This window comes from Actinopolymorpha sp. NPDC004070 (genome assembly GCF_040610475.1).
Taxonomy (GTDB): domain Bacteria; phylum Actinomycetota; class Actinomycetes; order Propionibacteriales; family Actinopolymorphaceae; genus Actinopolymorpha.
The window spans coordinates 365700-383581 of record NZ_JBEXMJ010000004.1; the positions used below are offsets into that span (position 1 = coordinate 365700).

15 protein-coding genes are annotated in these 17882 nt (G+C 72.5%); 6 read left to right on the forward strand and 9 right to left on the reverse strand.

Going from position 1 to position 17882, the window contains the following annotated elements:
* Positions 1-70: 70 nt before the first annotated feature.
* Positions 71-1693, forward strand: coding sequence for a CocE/NonD family hydrolase (locus ABZV93_RS10500; protein WP_354933213.1), 1623 nt, complete (start codon positions 71-73; stop codon positions 1691-1693).
* Between the two features lie 12 nt (positions 1694-1705).
* On the opposite strand, the gene ABZV93_RS10505 is transcribed toward ABZV93_RS10500, so the two are convergent.
* The 4 genes from ABZV93_RS10505 to ABZV93_RS10520 are packed head-to-tail and all read right to left on the reverse strand — an operon-like array spanning position 1706 to position 5474.
* On the reverse strand, positions 1706-2320 hold the full coding sequence (locus tag ABZV93_RS10505; protein WP_354933215.1) for a response regulator transcription factor: 615 nt from the start codon (positions 2318-2320) through the stop codon (positions 1706-1708).
* The gene (locus ABZV93_RS10510; RefSeq protein ID WP_354933217.1) at positions 2317-3633 is read right to left on the reverse strand and encodes a sensor histidine kinase; all 1317 of its coding nucleotides are present in this window, start codon (positions 3631-3633) and stop codon (positions 2317-2319) included. The genes ABZV93_RS10505 and ABZV93_RS10510 overlap by 4 nt, the downstream gene beginning before the upstream one ends.
* A 36-nt stretch (positions 3634-3669) precedes the next feature.
* Positions 3670-4401, reverse strand: a complete 732-nt coding sequence (locus ABZV93_RS10515) for an ABC transporter permease (RefSeq protein WP_354933219.1) — start codon at positions 4399-4401, stop codon at positions 3670-3672.
* The gene (locus ABZV93_RS10520) at positions 4398-5474 is read right to left on the reverse strand and encodes an ABC transporter ATP-binding protein (RefSeq protein WP_354933221.1); all 1077 of its coding nucleotides are present in this window, start codon (positions 5472-5474) and stop codon (positions 4398-4400) included. Before ABZV93_RS10520 ends, ABZV93_RS10515 begins: the two co-directional genes overlap by 4 nt.
* A 236-nt stretch (positions 5475-5710) precedes the next feature.
* On the opposite strand from ABZV93_RS10520, the gene ABZV93_RS10525 reads away from it, so the two are divergent.
* Together ABZV93_RS10525 and ABZV93_RS10530 are read left to right on the forward strand one after the other, a co-directional pair.
* A complete protein-coding gene (locus ABZV93_RS10525) occupies positions 5711-6040 on the forward strand; it encodes a DUF3099 domain-containing protein (protein ID WP_354933223.1) in 330 nt (109 codons plus the stop codon).
* A 281-nt stretch (positions 6041-6321) separates the two neighbouring features.
* Positions 6322-6534 (forward strand): hypothetical protein, encoded by a 213-nt coding sequence (locus ABZV93_RS10530; RefSeq protein ID WP_354933225.1) that lies wholly within the window; start codon positions 6322-6324, stop codon positions 6532-6534.
* Between the two features lie 21 nt (positions 6535-6555).
* On the opposite strand, the gene moaA is transcribed toward ABZV93_RS10530, so the two are convergent.
* On the reverse strand, positions 6556-7554 hold the full coding sequence (gene moaA, locus ABZV93_RS10535) for a GTP 3',8-cyclase MoaA (protein ID WP_354933227.1): 999 nt from the start codon (positions 7552-7554) through the stop codon (positions 6556-6558).
* A gap of 245 nt (positions 7555-7799) precedes the next feature.
* Here moaA and ABZV93_RS10540 point away from each other — a divergent pair, with 245 nt between their 5' ends.
* Positions 7800-8729 carry an SURF1 family protein gene (locus ABZV93_RS10540; protein ID WP_354933229.1) on the forward strand — a complete coding sequence of 310 codons (930 nt, stop codon included), beginning with the start codon at positions 7800-7802 and terminating at the stop codon, positions 8727-8729.
* An 18-nt stretch (positions 8730-8747) separates the two neighbouring features.
* Positions 8748-10565 (forward strand): glycoside hydrolase family 15 protein, encoded by a 1818-nt coding sequence (locus ABZV93_RS10545; protein ID WP_354933231.1) that lies wholly within the window; start codon positions 8748-8750, stop codon positions 10563-10565.
* An 82-nt stretch (positions 10566-10647) separates the two neighbouring features.
* Here ABZV93_RS10545 and ABZV93_RS10550 read toward each other — a convergent pair whose 3' ends face one another.
* The 4 genes from ABZV93_RS10550 to ABZV93_RS10565 all read right to left on the reverse strand — a co-directional run bounded on the left by ABZV93_RS10550 (position 10648) and on the right by ABZV93_RS10565 (position 16906).
* The gene (locus tag ABZV93_RS10550; protein ID WP_354933233.1) at positions 10648-11148 is read right to left on the reverse strand and encodes an NUDIX hydrolase; all 501 of its coding nucleotides are present in this window, start codon (positions 11146-11148) and stop codon (positions 10648-10650) included.
* Positions 11149-11464: 316 nt separating this feature from the next.
* Complete coding sequence (gene alaS / locus ABZV93_RS10555) at positions 11465-14299, reverse strand: alanine--tRNA ligase (protein WP_354933235.1); 2835 nt, start codon at positions 14297-14299, stop codon at positions 11465-11467.
* A gap of 367 nt (positions 14300-14666) precedes the next feature.
* Positions 14667-15995 carry an alpha-L-fucosidase gene (locus tag ABZV93_RS10560; RefSeq protein ID WP_354933237.1) on the reverse strand — a complete coding sequence of 443 codons (1329 nt, stop codon included), beginning with the start codon at positions 15993-15995 and terminating at the stop codon, positions 14667-14669.
* A 119-nt stretch (positions 15996-16114) separates the two neighbouring features.
* A complete protein-coding gene (locus ABZV93_RS10565) occupies positions 16115-16906 on the reverse strand; it encodes a Sir2 family NAD-dependent protein deacetylase (protein ID WP_354933239.1) in 792 nt (263 codons plus the stop codon).
* 188 nt (positions 16907-17094) lie between these two features.
* Between ABZV93_RS10565 and ABZV93_RS10570 the strand changes: the two genes are divergently transcribed.
* A complete protein-coding gene (locus ABZV93_RS10570; RefSeq protein ID WP_354933241.1) occupies positions 17095-17853 on the forward strand; it encodes an SDR family oxidoreductase in 759 nt (252 codons plus the stop codon).
* Positions 17854-17882: the final 29 nt, after the last annotated feature.

Below are 17882 nucleotides of genomic sequence, written 5' to 3' on the forward strand. Positions count from 1 at the left end.
GGCGACCAGGCCCGGACAGCCGGGCCGCCGGGCCCCCTTCCATCCGGCGCCGCGACCGTAGGCTCCCCACGTGATCTCGGCCTCGCGCGTCCTCACCCTCGACACCACCGTCACCGCCGCCGACGGGTCCGCGCTGGCGACCGACGTGACGGTCGCCGACGACGGGCAGCGGCACCCGGTCGTCCTGGTCCGCACGCCCTACGGCCGGGCGTCGGCCCGGGCTGCCCACGACGCGGTCGGCCTGGCCCGGCTCGGGTTCGCGGTGGTCACCCAGGACGTCCGCGGGCGCTGGGACTCCGCCGGCCGGTTCACGCCGTTCCGGACCGAACGCGAGGACGGCGCGTGCACCGTCGCCTGGTGCGCCACCCAGCCGTGGTCGGCAGGCGCGGTCGCGATGATCGGCGCCTCCTACAACGGCTTCACCCAGTGGCTCGCCCTGGCCGACCGGCCCGCCGGCCTGCGGGTGGTCGCGCCGGCTGTGGCCGGGCCGTCGATCCGGTCGGTCGCCTACGAGGGCGGTGCGCTCCAGCTCGGCGTCTTCTCCTCCTGGACGCTGGGGCTCGGCGCGATCGGCAACAACCTCGGCGACGGCGTACGCCAGGCGTCGATCGAGGCACTGGACACCTGGCCGGCCTCGATCGCCCAGGCCGAGAAGACGCTGACCGCGATCAGCCCGGAATGGCGACGCTGGCTGGGCTCTGGCAGTTCGCAGGAGCAGCCGAGCTCAGGTGATGCGGACGGGAACGGCCCGTGGGCCGAGCTCGACGCCTCCCCCGCTCTCGACGGGGCCGGCACCGACGTCGCGGGCTACCACCTGGCCGGCTGGCACGACCTGTTCTGCGAGAACACCATCGCCGGCTACTCGCTACTGGCCGGGGCCGACGGGCGGGCCGCCCGCCGCCAGCGGCTGGTCGTCGGGCCGTGGTCGCACATGTCGATGCTGCGGCGGACGACCGGGCAGCTCGACTTCGGCGTGGCCGCCATGGGCGACTTCAACGGGCTGTACGAGGAGCAGGCCGGCTTCCTGGGCGCGGGCCTGGCCGGTGGGGAGGTGCCGCACGGCGTACGCGTCTACGTCATGGGCGCCAACCGGTGGCTCGATCTGCCGACCTGGCCGCCGCCCGCCCACGAGACCGCGTTCTACCTCGCCGCCGGCGGACGGCTGGACCGGCCCGTTCCGCAGGAGTCCGGGGCTGACCGCTACCGCCACGACCCGGCCGATCCGGTGCCCACCAACGGCGGGCGCACCCTGCATCCGGTCCTGCCCGAGGCCGGTCCCCGCGACCAGCGCGACCTGGAGCGCCGGCCCGACGTCCTCGTCTACACCGGCGACGTGCTCAGCCAGGACCTGACGGTGCTCGGCACGGTCCGCGCGCACGTGGTGTTCGAGTCGACCGCGCCGGTCGCCGACGTGACGGTGAAGCTGGTGGACGTGCACCCGGACGGCACCGCGATGTCGGTGGCCGACTCGGTTCGCCGGGTGGAGCTACCGGCGGGCGGGAGCACCGAGGTGGAGGTGACGGTCGGGTCGACCGCGATGACGTTCCGGGCCGGACACCGGATCCGGGTGGAGATCGCGTCGTCCAACTACCCGAGGTTCGACCTCTGCCCGGCCGGTGACCAGACCGTCCACCGCGGCGGCCGGGCGGCGTCGCGGATCGTGCTTCCGGCGTACGCCGGAACGCTTTCCTAGGGTCTGCAGCTTCTACAGCCAGCCGTTGGCGTCGGCGATCCGGACCGCCTCCGCGCGGGTACGCGCGCCTGTCTTGCCGATGGCGCTGGACAGGTGGTTGCGCACCGTACCCTCCGACAACACCAGTGCCCGGGCGATGTCGGCCACCGTCCCGCCGCCGCGGGTCTCCAGCAGCACGTCGCGTTCGCGCGCGGTCAGCGGGCTCTCCCCCGCGGTGAGCGACTCCACCGCCAGCGTCGGGTCCACCACCCGCAGCCCCTGGTGCACCCGGCGGATGCTGTCGGCGAGCTGGGAGGCGGGAGTGTCCTTCACCACGAACCCGCTGGCACCCGCGGCGAGCGCCCGGCGAAGGTACCCGGGCCGGCCGAACGTCGTGACCACGAGCACCCGGCAGTCCGGCAGTGCGGTCCGCAGCTCCCGGGTGGCGGTGATCCCGTCCGCGCCGGGCATCTCCACGTCCAGCAACGCCACGTCGGGCCTGGTCTCCCGTGCCCGGTCCACCACCTCGTCGCCGCGGCTCACCTCGGCGACCACCTCCAGGTCGGCCTCCAGCGACAGCAGGGCGGCGAGCGCGCCGCGGACCAGGTGCTGGTCGTCGGCGAGCAGGATCCGGATCTGCTCGCTCATGCGGGCACCTCCGCCCGCAACGCGAACCCGCCGTCGGGCAGCGGGCCCGCGGTGAGGTTGCCACCGGCGGCCCGCACGCGTTCGGCCAGGCCGACCAGCCCGTGGGAGGAGGCGGGTTCGTCGAAGCCGTCGGACAGGTTGAACGCACGCTCCACCGGTGCGGGGCCGTCCGGTGCATGGCCGTTCCGGATCCTGCCGTTCCACCCCCTGCCCGCGAGCGACCCGATCCCGTCGTCGACGACCTCCACGCTGGTGGGTGTCAGCCGTACGGTGCAGGTCGCCGCCCCGCTGTGGCGTACGACATTCGTCACGCCCTCACGCACCACCCATCCGAACACCTCGCGTGGCGGGCCGGTCACCTCGTCGGCGGAGTTCGGCAGCACCGCGGTGATGCCGGCGGACTCCAGCGTGTGCCGGGCCTGGCTCAGCTCGGCCGCCAGGCTGGTGGCACGGTATCCCGCGACCGTCGCCCGGACGTCGGCCAGCGCCTCGCGGGCCAGGCGTTCGACGTCGGCGATCTCACCGGCGGCCCGGTCGGGCGCCTGCTCCACCAGCCGCCCTGCCAACTCCGCCTTGACAGTGATGACGGTGAGGCTGTGCCCGAGGATGTCGTGCAGGTCGCGGGAGAAACGCAGCCGCTCGTCCGCGACCGCCAGCCGGGCGATCTCGCCCTGGGCCTCGCGCAACTCCCAGTTGCGCCGCAGCAGGCTGACGAACGCCGTGGAGGCCAGCGCGCCCAGCAGCACCGACATCGTGCCCTCGGGGGTGAGGTTCCATCCCGGCACGGCCAGCGGCAGCACGATCGTCGCGGCGACGCAGCCCGCCGTCCACCATGCCGACGTGCGCCCACGAAGCGCCGCGGCACCACCCGCGGCGACGTAGACCAGACAGAACAGGCCGTCCTCACCCGCCAGGAAGCAGAACGCGCCGGCCAGCGCGGCCAGCGTCGCCAGCCAGGCCAGCGCGTGCCGGCGCTCGGCGTCCCGGCGCACCATCCGGAAGATCGCGACGTAGGTCGCGCAGAACGCCACGGTCACCACGGCGACGAGAAGCTGCCACTCCCACGCGGGATTGCGCTTCAGTGCCGTCGACACCGGAGAGGCGATGAAGACCAGCCACAGGGCGGCGCCGAAGATGCCACGCCATCGCCCCAGGCGGCTCCGCCGCATCACCGCGGGCTCCGGGGAGTCGCCCGGCACCGTGACGTCCGCGGAGCCGGCACCGGAGGACGCGGCCACCGGGCGGCCGGTGTCCGGGCGGCCGGTGTCCGGCCGGACAGGTGCCGCGTCCTCGCCCTTGACGGCTGGGGTCACGCTTCTCGACTCCGGTTTCGGTAGGTGTTCGGCAGGTCACGCCCTGGCGGTGTCGACCCGGTAGCGCCGCACCACGATCAGTGTGAGCACCGCGGTCCAGGCCAGCAACACCGGCACGGCCTTCCACTCGAACCCGGCCAGACCGAGCGGGCTGCGCCCGATGATCCCGAGCCAGTACGACGGGAGCACCTGCGCGATGTTCGCCATCAGCTTCGGCATCGCCTCCACCGGGATGAAGATGCCACCGAACAGCGACAGGGTCATGAAGGTCGCAGGAAAGATCGCCTGCGCGCTGTCGGGCGAGGCGACGTACCCGATGACGATCCCGATCACCGCGAACGGGATCAGCGCCAGCCACAGCCCGACCGCCGACACCGCCCACTCCTGCGGGCTGAGCCGGACGTGGGCGGCCAGCGCGCCCGCGGCGTAGACCAGGACGACCGAGGGCACGGCCACCAGCATCGCCACCGCCGCCTTGGCCACGAGGTAGGAGACGGGCCTGAGCGGCGTCAGCCGGAGCTGGCGGTTCCAGCCGCTCTGGCGTTCCAGCGCGATCCGCGTACCCGCCGACATGGCTCCGCTCATCGCGCCGAACGCCGCCATCGAGACCATGAGGTACGCCTTGACGCTGACCCCGTTGATGTCTCCCTTGCCGTACATCTGGACGTAGATCAGGAACAGCACCACCGGCATCGCCAGGGTGAAGATGAGGAACCGCTTGTTCCGGTAGGCGCGGCGCGCCTCCAGCATGAGGTAGCGCGTGGTCATGACCGGCTCTCCTGGTCGTCCCGGCTGCGGGCTTCGTCAGTACGGGGTGTGTCGGTGTGGGGTGCGTCGGCGTGGGCGTCGTTGCTCTGGTCGTCCGCGCCGGAGGTGAGGGCGACCACAGCGTCCTCGAGGTCGACGCTGCGGACCTCGATGTCACCGGCCCGCTCATACGTCGACAGCAGCGCGCGCAGCGCGGCGTCCGCGTCGGTGCAGTGCAGCGTCACCCGGTCACCGCGCACCGCCACCTCGGAGACTCCGGGCAGACCACCAAGCCTGGCCTCGTCCGCGCCGGGGAGCCGCGCGCTGATCCGCCGGCCGCTCACCTGGTTCTTGATCTCGGCGGCGGTTCCGTCGGCGATGATCCGGCCGGCCCGCATCAGCACGACCCGGTCCGCGTAGTCGTCGGCCTCGTCGAGGTAGTGCGTGGCGAACAGCACGGTCCGCCCGGCAGCGGTGAGGTTGCGCATCGAGGCCCAGAAGGCGCGCCGGGACTCCACGTCCATGCCGACGGTGGGTTCGTCCAGGACGAGCAGGACCGGATCGGGTACGACCGCCAGCGCGAACCGCACCCGCTGGGCCTGGCCGCCGGACAGCTTGCCGGTGGGCCGGTCCGCGAGGTCGGCGATGCCTGCCCGCTCCAGCGCCTCCTGCACCGGCAGCGGCGCTCGGTGCAGGGCGGCGAACATCCCGACCAGTTCGCCGACGGTGGCGTCCGGAAGCAGCGTCCCGGCCTGCAGCATCGCCCCCACGTGGCCCTGCGCCACGGCCTGCTGGGGCTCGGCGCCGAACAACGCGACCGAGCCCTGGTCGGGGCGGGCCAGGCCGAGCAGCATGTCGAGGGTGGTGGACTTGCCGGCGCCGTTGGGGCCGAGCAGCGCCACGACCTCACCGGGTGCGATGTCGAGGTCCACACCGCGCACGGCGTGGACGTCGCCGTAGCTCTTCACCAGACCGGACAGGTGGACCGCCATGCCGGTGGTGGCCGGGGCCGCGCCCGGGGAGGCCGTCCGCCGGCGTGACGTACGGGAGGGATTCGTACGGGACCGTGCCGTACGCGATGGTGTCGTCTGCACGGAGTCCACGGTGCCGGTCGGCCGGCGTGCCTGCCTGCGCCGGTGATCCTGGTCCCGGCATGACATCTGTCACGTTCGGGCCCACCGGTGTCACGTTCGGGCGCTCGGAGTGGTCCTGAGGGGGTAGGCGCACGGTGATCGGCGCAGTCGACGGGCCATCGGGGCCGTCGGAGCGCCGCTCGCCGGTGGGACCTGTCGGTGGACACGCGTACCGTGGATCAGGTGCGGGAGGTGGAATGAACCAGAAGTCGGATCAGGGCGTGTTCCGGATCTCGGGGGCCCCGCGCAGCCTGAAGGCTGATGTCCGTTCCCGGGAGGTGCGATATCTGATCTCCATGGGGGTGCGAACGCTCTGCTTCGTGGGCGCGTTCGTCACTCACGGCATCGCCCGATGGCTGCTCATCGTGGCCGCCGTCTTTCTGCCGTACATCGCGGTTGTGATCGCCAACGCCGGTCGGGAGCGGACCAAGGCGCCGCCACCGGCCTACCTGGCTGATCACCGGCTGGAGCTTCCAGCACCTCCGGAGCACCCTGTCCCCCCGCAAAATAACGTGAGGACCGGCTAGACCTACCTGGTGCCTTCGTGCCAGACTCGTTCTGCGCGCTCCGCTTCCCCCGTCGGAGTGCGACGTGATGCGATGCCGGGCGGCTTCCCCCGTGGCTGCCCGGCATCGCTTCTTGTCTTCTACGGACCGTTAATTATGACTCAGCGTGAGCCGATCCGCCTGATGTGGCCACTCTCGGCTACTCTTCGCAGCCGAGCGTCTGTGGGGCTGAGTCGGCCCTGCCGGTCCGGCTGCGCGGGCCCGGCGTGGCAGGCGCGGTGGTCGCGCGGTGAGGTGAGGTCGTGACCGAGAGCGTCGTCGAGGACGAGCCGATCTGTTCGGCCAAGGGGTGCTCCGCGCCCGCCGAGTGGGCGTTGCGCTGGAACAATCCGCGCATCCACACCGAGGAACGCCGCAAGACCTGGCTCGCGTGTGACGCGCACCGCGCCCAGTTGTCCGACTTCCTGTCCGCCCGCGGCTTCCTGCGCGAGGTGGAACCCTTCTCCCCCGGCTGACAACGGGGCTCCCGCCTGGTGTCAGCCGCCGATGGCGGACATGGGGCGGGCTGGTTGCAGGAAGCTGGGGTCGTCGATCCCGTGCCCGGGCAGCTTGCCGGCCATCGCGTCCTGCCAGCGCCTGGCGAGCTCGGCGTCGTCGGCGCCTGCCCGAAGAGCGGTCCGCAGGTCGGACTCCGACCGGGCGAACAGGCAGTTGCGGACCTGCCCGTCGGCGGTGAGCCGTACGCGGTCGCAGTCGCCGCAGAAGGGCCTGGTCACCGATGCGATCACCCCGACCCGCCCCGGCCCGCCGTCGACGAGGAACGACTCGGCGGGTGCGCTGCCCCGCCGGCTCGGGTCGTCGGACACCAGGCTGAACCGGGCCTCCAGCCGCTCGATGATCTCGTCGGCGGTGACCATGGTCTTCCGGTCCCAGCCGTGCTGGGCGTCCAGCGGCATCTGCTCGATGAACCGCAGCTCGTAACCGCGCTCCAGGCACCAGGCCAGCAGGTCGGGCGCCTCGTGGTCGTTGGTGCCGCGCATCAGCACGGAGTTGACCTTCACCGGGGTCAGCCCGGCGTCGGCCGCGGCGGCCAGCCCGTCGACCACGTCGTTCCACCGGTCGCGACGAGTCAGCCGGGCGAAGGTGTCCGGGCGCAAAGTGTCGAGAGAGACGTTGATGCGGTCCAGCCCGGCCTCGCGCAGGGGTGCCGCGAGCCGGGTGAGCCCGATCCCGTTGCTGGTCAGCGAGATCTCAGGCCGGGGCGAGAGTCGCGCCGTACGGGAAACGATGTCGACCAGGCCGCGCCGGACCAGTGGCTCGCCCCCGGTGAAGCGGACCTCCCGAACGCCGAGCCGGCAGACGGCGACCTCGACCAGCCGGACGACCTCGTCGTTGGTGAGCAGCTCCGGCCCGGGCAGCCAGGCGAGACCCTCGGCCGGCATGCAGTAGGTGCAGCGCAGGTTGCACCGGTCGGTCAGGGAGACCCGCAGGTCGGTTGCCACCCGGCCGAAGGAGTCCAGTAGTTGCGGGACCATTCGCCCAGCCTAGGTCACACCACCGACAGTCGCCCCCGGCTCGCGGCCTCGCGCGCGCGACCGGACCCGAGCCGGATCCGAACCGGACCCGAGCCGGACCCGAGCCGGACCCGAGCCGGACCCCGAGCCGGACCCCGAGCGAGAGCCGAACGAGACCGCGAGGCGGTCTCCCCCTCGGACTCGAAGCCGGCCGCCGCCACCCCGATGGGAGGGCCGCCGGGCTGGTTCGGTTAGCGTCGTTCATCGTGTACCGCTTCCTGTTGCGGCCACGCTGGCTCGCCATGATGGTCGCGGTCGTGATCGCGGCCACCGTGTGCGTCGAACTCGCCGGCTGGCAGCTGCACCGCCTGGAGGCGCGCCGCGCACACAACGCCCTGATCACCAGCAACTCCGGCGTGTCCGCCCGCCCCGTCGCCGACGTGCTCGTGCCCGGCCGGTCGGTCGGCTCGGCCAGGGAGTACGCCCAGGTTAAGGCGCGCGGCACCTACGACGCCGCGCACCAGATCCTGGTCCGGTACCGCCCGCTGCAGGGCGAGCCGGGTTTCAACGTCCTCACCCCGCTGCGGCTGGACGGGTCGAGGTACGCCGTTCTGGTCAACCGGGGCTGGATTCCCAGCCTCCGCTCCACCAACGCGCCGAAGGCACCCGCCCCGCCCACCGGCGAGGTCACCGTGATCGCGCGGGTCCGGGCCAGCGAGGCCACCGACCAGCAGGTGCCGGTGAACGACGGACAGGTCCGGTTCATCCAGGTCCGCGCGATCTCGGCAGTGATGCCGTACCCCCTGCTCGGCGACTACGTCGAACTCGCCCGCCAGATCCCCGCCCAGCGCGCCGATCTCCCCCACATGCTGCCGCCGCCGGAGCTGTCGGAGGGACCACACCTGGCGTACGCGTTCCAGTGGTACATGTTCGCGCTGATCGCGGTGGCCGGTGCGATCTTCCTCGCGTACGACGAGGCGCACGACGGGCGGCTGCGCGAACGGCTCCGGAACATGCGGGTCGAACCGAACGAACCGCGCCGACCGGCCGGCCGCACCGCGCCCGGACGTACGCCCCCGGGACGCACCCCCGGACCGCCCGAGCGCCCCGGCCCGCCCGGTTCGCCCGGCACTCGCGGGCACTCGGGGAGGAGCGCGACACTGGAGGACGAGGACAGCGCGCGGCGTTCCACCTGAGGCCGTGAGGAGCGTGGCATGGCGGCACCCATCGAGGACTACGCCATCGTCGGCGACATGCAGACCGCCGCCCTGGTCAGCAGGTCCGGCTCCATCGACTGGCTGTGCTTCCCCCGCTTCGACTCCGGCGCGTGCTTCGCCGCCCTGCTCGGTGACGACGACAACGGCCACTGGACGATCCGGCCCCGCGGCGGCTCGGCGCGCGCGGCGCGGCGGCACTACCGCGGCGACACCCTGATCCTGGAGACCGAGTGGGAGGTCCCCGAGGGCGCGGTCCGGGTGATCGACTTCATGCCGCCGCGGGACCAGGCGCCCGATATCGTCCGCATCGTCGAGGGCGTCTCCGGGCGGGTGCCGATGCGCAGCTGCCTTCGCCTGCGGTTCGACTACGGCGCTGTCGTCCCGTGGGTTCGCAAGATCGACCAGCAGGTCGCCGCCGTCGCCGGTCCGGACGCGGTCTGGCTGCGCTCCGACGTCCACACGTACGGCCGGGACTTCGCGACGTACGCCGACTTCGAGGTGAGCGCGAACGACCGGGTGCGGTTCGTGCTCACCTGGCATCCGTCCCACCTGCCGCCGCCCACCCCGGTCGACGCCGACGAGGAACTCGCCCACACCGAGGAGCTGTGGAAGGCGTGGTCGGGGCAGTCCACCTTCGACGGGCCCTGGCGGGAGCCGGTGCTGCGTTCGCTGCTGACGTTGAAGGCGCTGACGTACGAGCCGACCGGCGGCATCGTGGCGGCGGCCACCACCTCCCTGCCCGAGGACATCGGCGGCAGCCGCAACTGGGACTACCGCTACTGCTGGCTGCGCGACGCCACCATGACCTTGTCCGCGCTGATCCGCAGCGGGTACGACCAGGAGGCCGCCGCGTGGGGTCAGTGGCTGCTGCGCGCGGTCGCCGGATCGCCCGCCGACCTGCAGATCATGTACGGCGTGGCCGGTGAGCGCCGGCTGCTGGAGTACGACCTGCCGTGGCTTTCCGGCTACGACGACTCCCGCCCGGTCCGGGTCGGGAACAAGGCGGTCGACCAGCTTCAGCTGGACGTGTACGGCGAGGTGATCGACGCCCTCGCGCTGGCCCGCCGGGCCGGCCTCGACCCGCACGAGGAGTCGTGGTCGCTGCAGGCGGTGCTGATCTCCCACCTCAGCGAGCACTGGCACGACCGCGACGAGGGGATCTGGGAGGTTCGCGGTCCGCGCCGGCCGTTCACCCATTCCAAGGTGATGGCCTGGGTGGCGATGGACCGCGCGGTGAGGGCGGTCGAGGACTACGGCTTGCGCGGCCCGGTCGGGAAGTGGCGGGCGGTCCGGGACGAGATCCACCGTGAGGTGTGCGCGAAGGGGTACGACGCCGACCGCAACACCTTCACCCAGTCGTTCGGATCCCGCGACGTCGACGCCGCGCTGCTGCTGATCCCGCAGGTCGGCTTCCTGCCGCCCGACGACCCACGCGTCGTGGGCACTATCGAGGCCGTGCAGCGCGAGCTCACCCGCGACGGGCTGGTGATGCGCTATCCCAGCGACGAGGGCGGCGAACGCGGATCCGACGGGATGCCGGGCACCGAGGGCACCTTCCTCGCCTGCACGTTCTGGCTGGCCGACGACCTGGCCATGATCGGGCGGAAACGAGACGCCCGCGACCTGTTCTGCCGCCTGCTGGACCTGCGCAACGACGTCGGTCTGCTGGCCGAGGAGTACGACCCGCGCCACCGCCGGATGGTCGGCAACTTCCCGCAGGCGTACAGCCACATCGCCCTGATCAACTCGGCTCTGCACCTGAACGGCGCGACCCCGGTGCGCTGCGACCCGAACCACGCCGCGCCGGCGGCGTGAGGCGATTCTTCCGGCGCTCCCCATGGTGGGGCTGGACATCCCGACCGGCGTCCGACTTTCCCATGGACACCGGAGCATCCTGCTAGAAGGAGACGGGCGGATATCCGTTCTCCAGATAGGCGACGGCGCCGGTCTTCCTGGCCCGCATGGCCGCACTGATGCGGCGTCCGTAGAGCGCTGGACGCATCTCCCGGACCTGCCTGATGGACCAGAAGTCGAAGGCGCCCAGTTCACTTTCCTGAAGTGTGATCGACGCGATTTCTTCCGGGGTGAGGACTCCGCCGTCGAACACGGTCATCAGCCCTTCGATCGGTATGGCCTCGGTGCGGGGTTCCCAGTCCACGACCAGCAGCCTGCCGAGCGGCCGGGTCAGGCCGAGTTCCTCCTTCACCTCCCGGGCTGCGGCAGCGTACGGAGCCTCATTGGCGTCGACCACACCGCCGGGGTAGTCCCACCCGTCGGTGTAGGTCGGTTTGACCACGAGCACGCGGCCGGCCGAGTCGAAGAACAACGCACCTGAGGCTTCGCGCTTGCGCGGCAGGCGCAGGCTCCAGTGACCGTCGGGCGGCTCGATCGTCGTCATCCGGCGGAACATATCAGTGTCGGTCCTCCCCGTCGCCGCGCCGACATGCGTCTGACGCGCCCTCGGCACCCCCCTGGCGGGCTAGGGCGCCCGGCATTGTTCCGCGGAAGAATCCTCGCGTCCGTCGAACGCCTTCGGCATTCTTCCGCGGAAGAATGCCGAAGCTCTGGACCGGAGCGCTGGACCGAAGCGCCGCCCTTCGCGGGATCGCGCCGCAAGCCGTCCGAACCACGAGATCGCGGCGAGCTGGGAAGACCAATGGGGCTTATGGCACCCACAAGTCTTCCCAGCTTGGGCAAACGCCGCGGTCAGGCGGTCAGGCGGTCGCGCCGAGGTGGTCGGTCAGCCGGTCGGCCGCCAGCGCGAGCGCGGTGTCCAACCGGTCGACGTCACGGCCACCCGCGTGGGCGAACGAACCGTTGCCTCCCGCGCCGCCACCGATCGCCCGCCCCGCCGGTGTCAACAGCTCCTTGGCAGTGCCGCGGCCCGCCGACGACGGGTCGACCGTCAGCACCAGCTGCGCCCGGCCGTCGAGCGCGCGAGCGAGGACGACGCCGCCTGGTCGGTCCCGCGGGCCGCGTTCCAGGACCGCCTGCGCCAGTTCCCGCAGGTCCAGGTCCCGCGGATCCAGGTCGCCTTGATCCAGGTCGCCTTGATCCAGGTCGCCTTGATCCGCACCACCCGCCACCCCGCCGCGCTCGTCCACCCGGCTCGCCACCAGCCAGCCGCCGGACGCGGTGTCGCGACGACGGCTCAGCAGCCGGTCCGCACCCGCCAGCAGGTCCGCCCGCCGGCGCCGGCCGAGTTCGCGTTCAGCCTGGGCCAGGTCGGACAACCGGCGCCGGAGCTGGTCGAGTATCCGGTCCGCCGACCGGCCCGGCCCACCGCTGCCCGACCGGCCGGACCCGCCGAGGAGGTCCTGGATCTGTTCCAGCAGCCGGTGTTCGTGGTCGGCGTACCGCAGCGCGTCCAGCCCGGTGAGCGCCTCCAGCCGGCGTACCCCGGCACCGACGGAGGACTCCCCGACGATCCGCACCGGGCCTGCCGCGCTCGCGTGCCCGACGTGCGTGCCGCCGCACAGCTCGCGGGAGAAGTCGCCGATGTCGACGACCCGGACCACCTCGCCGTACGTCTCGCCGAACAACGCGATCGCACCCGCCGCCCGCGCCTCGTCCTGGCTGGCCTCCCACACGCGCACCTCGGGGTCGGCCAGCAGGCGCTGGTTGACCTCGTCCTCGACCGCCCGCAGCTGGTCGGGGTCCAGCGGCGCGAAGTGGGACACGTCGAACCGCAACCGTCCCGGCGCCACCAGCGAGCCCTGCTGGCGCGCATGGTCGCCGAGATGCTCACGAAGAACCGCGTGCAGGACGTGCGTCGCACTGTGCGAACGCGCGGTTGCCTGCCGGCGCTGCACGTCGACCGTCGACCGCGCCGGCTCACCGGGCCGGAGTTCGCCGTGGACCACCTCGACCTCGTGGACGTGCAGGCCACCGGGTCCGCGCCTGGTGTCCAGCACCCGCAGCCTGGTGTCACCGTCCGACCCCCGGGACCCGGACCCGACGCGGATCGTGCCGGTGTCGCCCACCTGGCCACCGGACTCCGCGTACATCGGCGTTCGGTCCAGGACGAGAGTGCACCGTTCCCCCTCGGTCGCCACCGCGAGCTCGCGGCCGTCGCGCACCAACGCCAGCACGGTGCCGTCCGCCTGGTGACGGTCGTAGCCGACGAACCGGGTCGGCCCTTGTCGTTCGGCCAGCGCGCGGTAGGGCACGTCGACGTCGCCGGACGCCGAGGTGCGCGCCTGCCGCGCGCGTTCCCGCTGGTCCGCCATGAGCGCCGCGAACCGGTCGGTGTCGACCCCGAGTCCCGCCTCCGCCGCCACCTCGACGGTGAGGTCGACCGGGAAGCCGTACGTGTCATGGAGTTCGAACGCAGTACGGCCCGACAGCGCGGGTCGCCCCGACGGCCGCGCCGATCCCAGGGACTCGGTGGACTCCGGGGAGCCCGGGGAGCCCGAGGACTCCGCCCGCGCCCGCCGGATCGCGGTGTCCAGCAGCCGGGTGCCGTGCGTCAACGTCCGGCCGAACGCCTCCTCCTCGTGCGCGATCGCCTGCCGGACCAGCGCGCGGTGCCCGGAAAGCTCCGGCCAGGACTCCACGTGCGTGTCGACCACCTGGTCCGCGAGGTCGGCGAGCAGCGGCGACTCGACTCCGAGCAGGCGCGCGTGCCGAACCGCCCGGCGTACCAGCCGGCGCAGCACGTAACCACGGCCGTCCGGGCCGGGCAGGACGCCGTCGGCGAGCAGGAACGCCGCCGCGCGCACGTGGTCGACGACGATCCGGGCGGACAGTTCCGGTGACCGGGTGCGCGACGCGGACGCCCGGCCGAGCACGCTCGACAGCACCGGCAGCAACGCGTCGGTGCGGTGGATGTGGGGCGCGTCCTGCAGCACCACCGCCGCCCGCTCGACGCCGAGCCCGGACTCCACACACGCCTGGGGCAGGTCACCGACGATCGGAAAGTCGTCGCCGGTGCCACCCTCGCCACGTACGTGCCGCATGAACACGAGGTTCCAGACCTCGAGGAACCGGTCGGGGGCCGCCGCCGGGCCGCCTTCCCCGCCGAACTCCGGGCCGCGGTCGTAGAAGATCTCCGTGCACGGCCCGCACGGGCCGGGCCCGCCGGTGGACCAGTAGTTGTCGGCCATGCCGAGCCGCTGGATGCGGTCGGAGGGGATGCCGAGCCGCTGCCAGCGGGCCGACGTCTCCTCGTCGTCGCGGTAGACGGTCGCCCACAGCCGGCCGGGGTCCAGGCGGAGCCGCTCGGTGAGGAACTCGTACGCCCAGGGCACCACCTCGTCCGGTCCGTAGGAGCCGAAGGAGAAGTTGCCGAGCATCTCGAAGAACGTCGTGTGCCGGTCGGTGTGCCCGATCCCGTCGATGTCGACGGTCCGCACACACTTCTGCGCCGACGTGAGCCGGGAGCAGGGCGGGGTGGAAGTGCCGAGGAAGTACGGCTTGAACTGCACCATGCCGGCGGTGGTGAAAAGCATGGTGGGGTCGTCGGTGACGAGGGAGGAGGACGGCACGACCTGGTGGTCGCGGTCGGTGAAGAAGTTCAGGAAGGTACGGCGGATGTCGACGGTGCGCACGAGAAAGCCCTCGGTTCGTGGGATCGGCGGAGCGAACGGGAATCGCGTTCACGCCGAGCCGGACCGAGGGCCGGTCGAGGAGTCAGCGAAGACGGACCTCGGCGCCCAGCTCGGCGCACCTAGCTCGCTGCCCGACCCGCATCGCTCGACCCTTCTCGCTCAGCCGGCTGCTCACGCCGCCCGGTCGGTGTCGTTGCACCGATACGGGGACGGCTCTCGTCCGTGCCCAGTATGCCGAGCCAGCCCGGCCGGCTCCAGGGGGTTTTCCGGTCCTCCCGGCCGATTCGGACGGCCTCGCGAAGGTCCGAAGCCGCCGCCGGGCCTGCCGTCACGGCGCCGGGTCACGGCGCCGGGTCACGTCGCCGGGTCACGTCGCCGGCGCGTCCACCTTCTGCGCGGAGATGTCCGGCTGTTCCTCCAGTGCGGGCGCCCGGGTCACTCCCGTCCGGTGTGCGGTGACCTCGGCCATCGCGGCGCCCGCTCCCCTGAGCCGGATCTCCAGCCGGTCGGCGGTCACCTCGTCGAAGGCGTGGATGCGGCGCACCCCCATGGTGCCGCCGGCCGCCACCACGGTCCCGCCGACGAGCACCTCGTGCCCGGTGACGTGCTGCCCGGCCGCGAGTTCCTCCCCGAGAACGACGTGGTCGAACGACGTCCGCGCACCGAGGTCGACCCGCACGACCGTCGTGCCGGTATCCGTGGCGGTATCGGTGCCGGGGTCCGGCTCGGCGGTCAGCACGCCCGGCCGCCCCGATCCGAACCGCCGCCGCAGCTCTGCGCCGAACTCGCCCAGCCGGGCGCGGTCGTGTTCGTCCAGCAGCCCGCGGCGGTCGGGCGGGACGTTCAGCAGCAGGCCGGCGCCGAGGCCCACCGAGCGGTGGTGGATCGCCAGCAGGTGCTCCAGGCTCTTCAGCGTCGCCAGGTCGTCGCTCTGCCAGAACCAGTGCCGCCGGATCGGCACGTCACACTCCGGTGGCAGGTAGCGGCCCTCGCCGAGCCACGCCCGGTCACCACCCTCGCCACCGGGGTCGCCCTCGACCGCGGAGACGACGTAGTCGCACGGGTCGGCGGCCAGCCCGTCCTCGTTGCCCACCCAGCGGATCGTGGGCCGGCCCATGTTGAACACCATCGCGTCCGGCTGGTGCTCGTCGACCACGTCCATGATCCGGCCCCAGTCGTACACGCGCCCTTCCGAGCCGGCGCCGTCGAACCACACCTCGAACAGCGGGCCGTACCTCGTGCACAGCTCGGTCAGCTGGCGGACGTAGAAGTCGTCGTAGGCGGCCGGGTCGGCGTAACAGGCGGCGTTGCGGTCCCACGGGGACAGGTAGAGACCGAGGCCGAGACCCGCGTCCCGGCAGGCCTGGGCGAGTTCCTCGACCACGTCCCCGCGCCCGCCCCGCCACGGCGAGGACCGGACGGAGTAGTCGGTGGTGTCGGTCGGCCACAGGCAGAACCCGTCGTGGTGCTTGGCGGTGAGCACGACGTAGCGCATGCCGGCGTCGGCGGCGGTGTCCACCCACTGCCGCGCGTCGAGGTCGGTCGGCGCGAACCCCGAGGCCGGCAGCGTGCCGTCGCTCCACTCCTTGTCGAAGAACGTGTTGATGCCGAAGTGACAGAACATCCCCATCCCGGCGCGCTGCCAGGCCAGCTGTGCGGGTGTCGGGCGTCGGCTCGAGGGCACGGCGTGCGTCATGGCGCTCCCTGGGGTCCGTCCGGGTCTCTTCTGCCGCGGCGTTCGCGGAGTTCGCGGAGTGCGTCGAACCCTAGGGCACGCCTCCGACAGGCAAGGCCCGGGCGGTTTCCGGGGTATCCCTAGCCGGTTGCGGCGGCGGCGAGGCGGGGCAGGACCTCGCCGATGGGAGTACGCAGGACCGCCGAGGCCTCCTCGTCGTACGGCGTCGGCTGGCCGTTGACGACGACCAGCCGAGCGCCCGCCCGCAGCGCGACGTCGCACAACCCGGCCGCCGGGTGGACCTGCAGCGACGTACCGACCGCGAGGAGCAGGTCACAGGTGCGCGCCGCCTCCTGCGCGGCCAGCAGCACCGCGCGGTCCAGCGACTCCCCGAAGGAGATGGTGGCCGACTTCTGGATACCGCCGCAGCGCAGGCAGCGCGGGTCCGCCTCGCCGGCCTCCACCCGGGCGAGCACGTCGCGCATCGGCGTACGAAGGCCGCAGTCCACACACGTGACCCACCAGATGGTGCCGTGGATCTCGATCACCCGCCGCGAGCCCGCGCGCTGGTGCAGCCCGTCGATGTTCTGCGTGACGACCGAGGTCACGAGGTCCGCCCGCTCCAGGTGGGCCAGCGCCTCGTGGGCGGCGTTGGGACGTGCCGACCAGGCCGGATGGTCCAGCCGGCGTCGCCACGCCTCGGCGCGTACCTCCGGGTCGGCGAGGTAGTCCTGCAGGGTGGACAGGCGCTCGGCCTTCGGGTCGCGGGTCCACACGCCGTTCGGGCCGCGGAAGTCCGGGATGCCGGAGTCGGTGGAGATACCGGCGCCGGTGAGGACGGTGACCGCGCCGGCCGTGCGCAGCCACCCGCCCACGGAGCGGTCTTCGCCGGACGTGCCACCGGACGTGCCACCAGACATGCCACCAGACATGCCACCGACCGTACGCGAGGACGCGGTGGTTCCGGCGACCGGCCGCAGCCGGACCCGCCTCCGCTGCCGCTCCGAAGCACACCCGCCGTGACGGATTCCTGCCCGGCGCTCCCGAACACCCAGACTGGTCGGACCACCCAGCGTGTCAGTACGCATGGCGTGACCGTCATGAGGAAAGATGAGGCATCGTGGATCTTGGCGTACGGGACCGGGTGTTCCTACTCAGTGGTGCCAGTCGTGGGCTGGGCCGGGCGGCGGCGGAGGTGCTGGTCTCGGAGGGCGCCTACGTGGTGATCTCCGCGCGCAGCGAGGAGGGCGTGCAACGCGCCGCGGCGAGCCTGGGCACCGCGCGTGCCGTCGGTGTCGCGGCCGACAACGCCGATCCCGCCTCGGCCGAACGCCTCGTCGCCACCGCGATGGCCAAGTGGGGGCGGCTGGACGGCGCGCTGATCAGCGTCGGTGGTCCGGCGCCCGGCACCGCGATGGACGCCGAGGACGAGCAGTGGCGGTCGGCGTTCGAGTCGGTGTTCCTCGGGGGCCTGCGGCTCGCGCGCTCGGTCGCCGCGGCCTGCCGCGACGGCGGCTCGATCGCGTTCGTCCTGTCGAGTTCGGTGCGCTCTCCGATTCCGGGGCTGGCGATCTCCAACGGCCTGCGCCCAGGCCTCGCCGGGCTGGCCAAGACGATGGCCGACGAGCTGGGACCGGCCGGGGTCCGGGTCAACGCCCTGCTGCCGGGCAGCTTCGACACCGAACGCACCCGCGAGATCGCCGACCAGAGCCCGGACCCGGAGGCATACCGCCGCCGGCGTGAGGCGGAGATCCCGCTGCGGAGGTACGGCGCGCCGCTGGAGTTCGGCCGGGTGGCGGCGTTCGTGCTGGCCCCGGTGGCGTCGTACATGACCGGTACGACGGTCTCCGTCGACGGCGGCGCCACCCGCGCGATCTGAGCGACGCGGGAAGTCCGCCGGAAAGACGC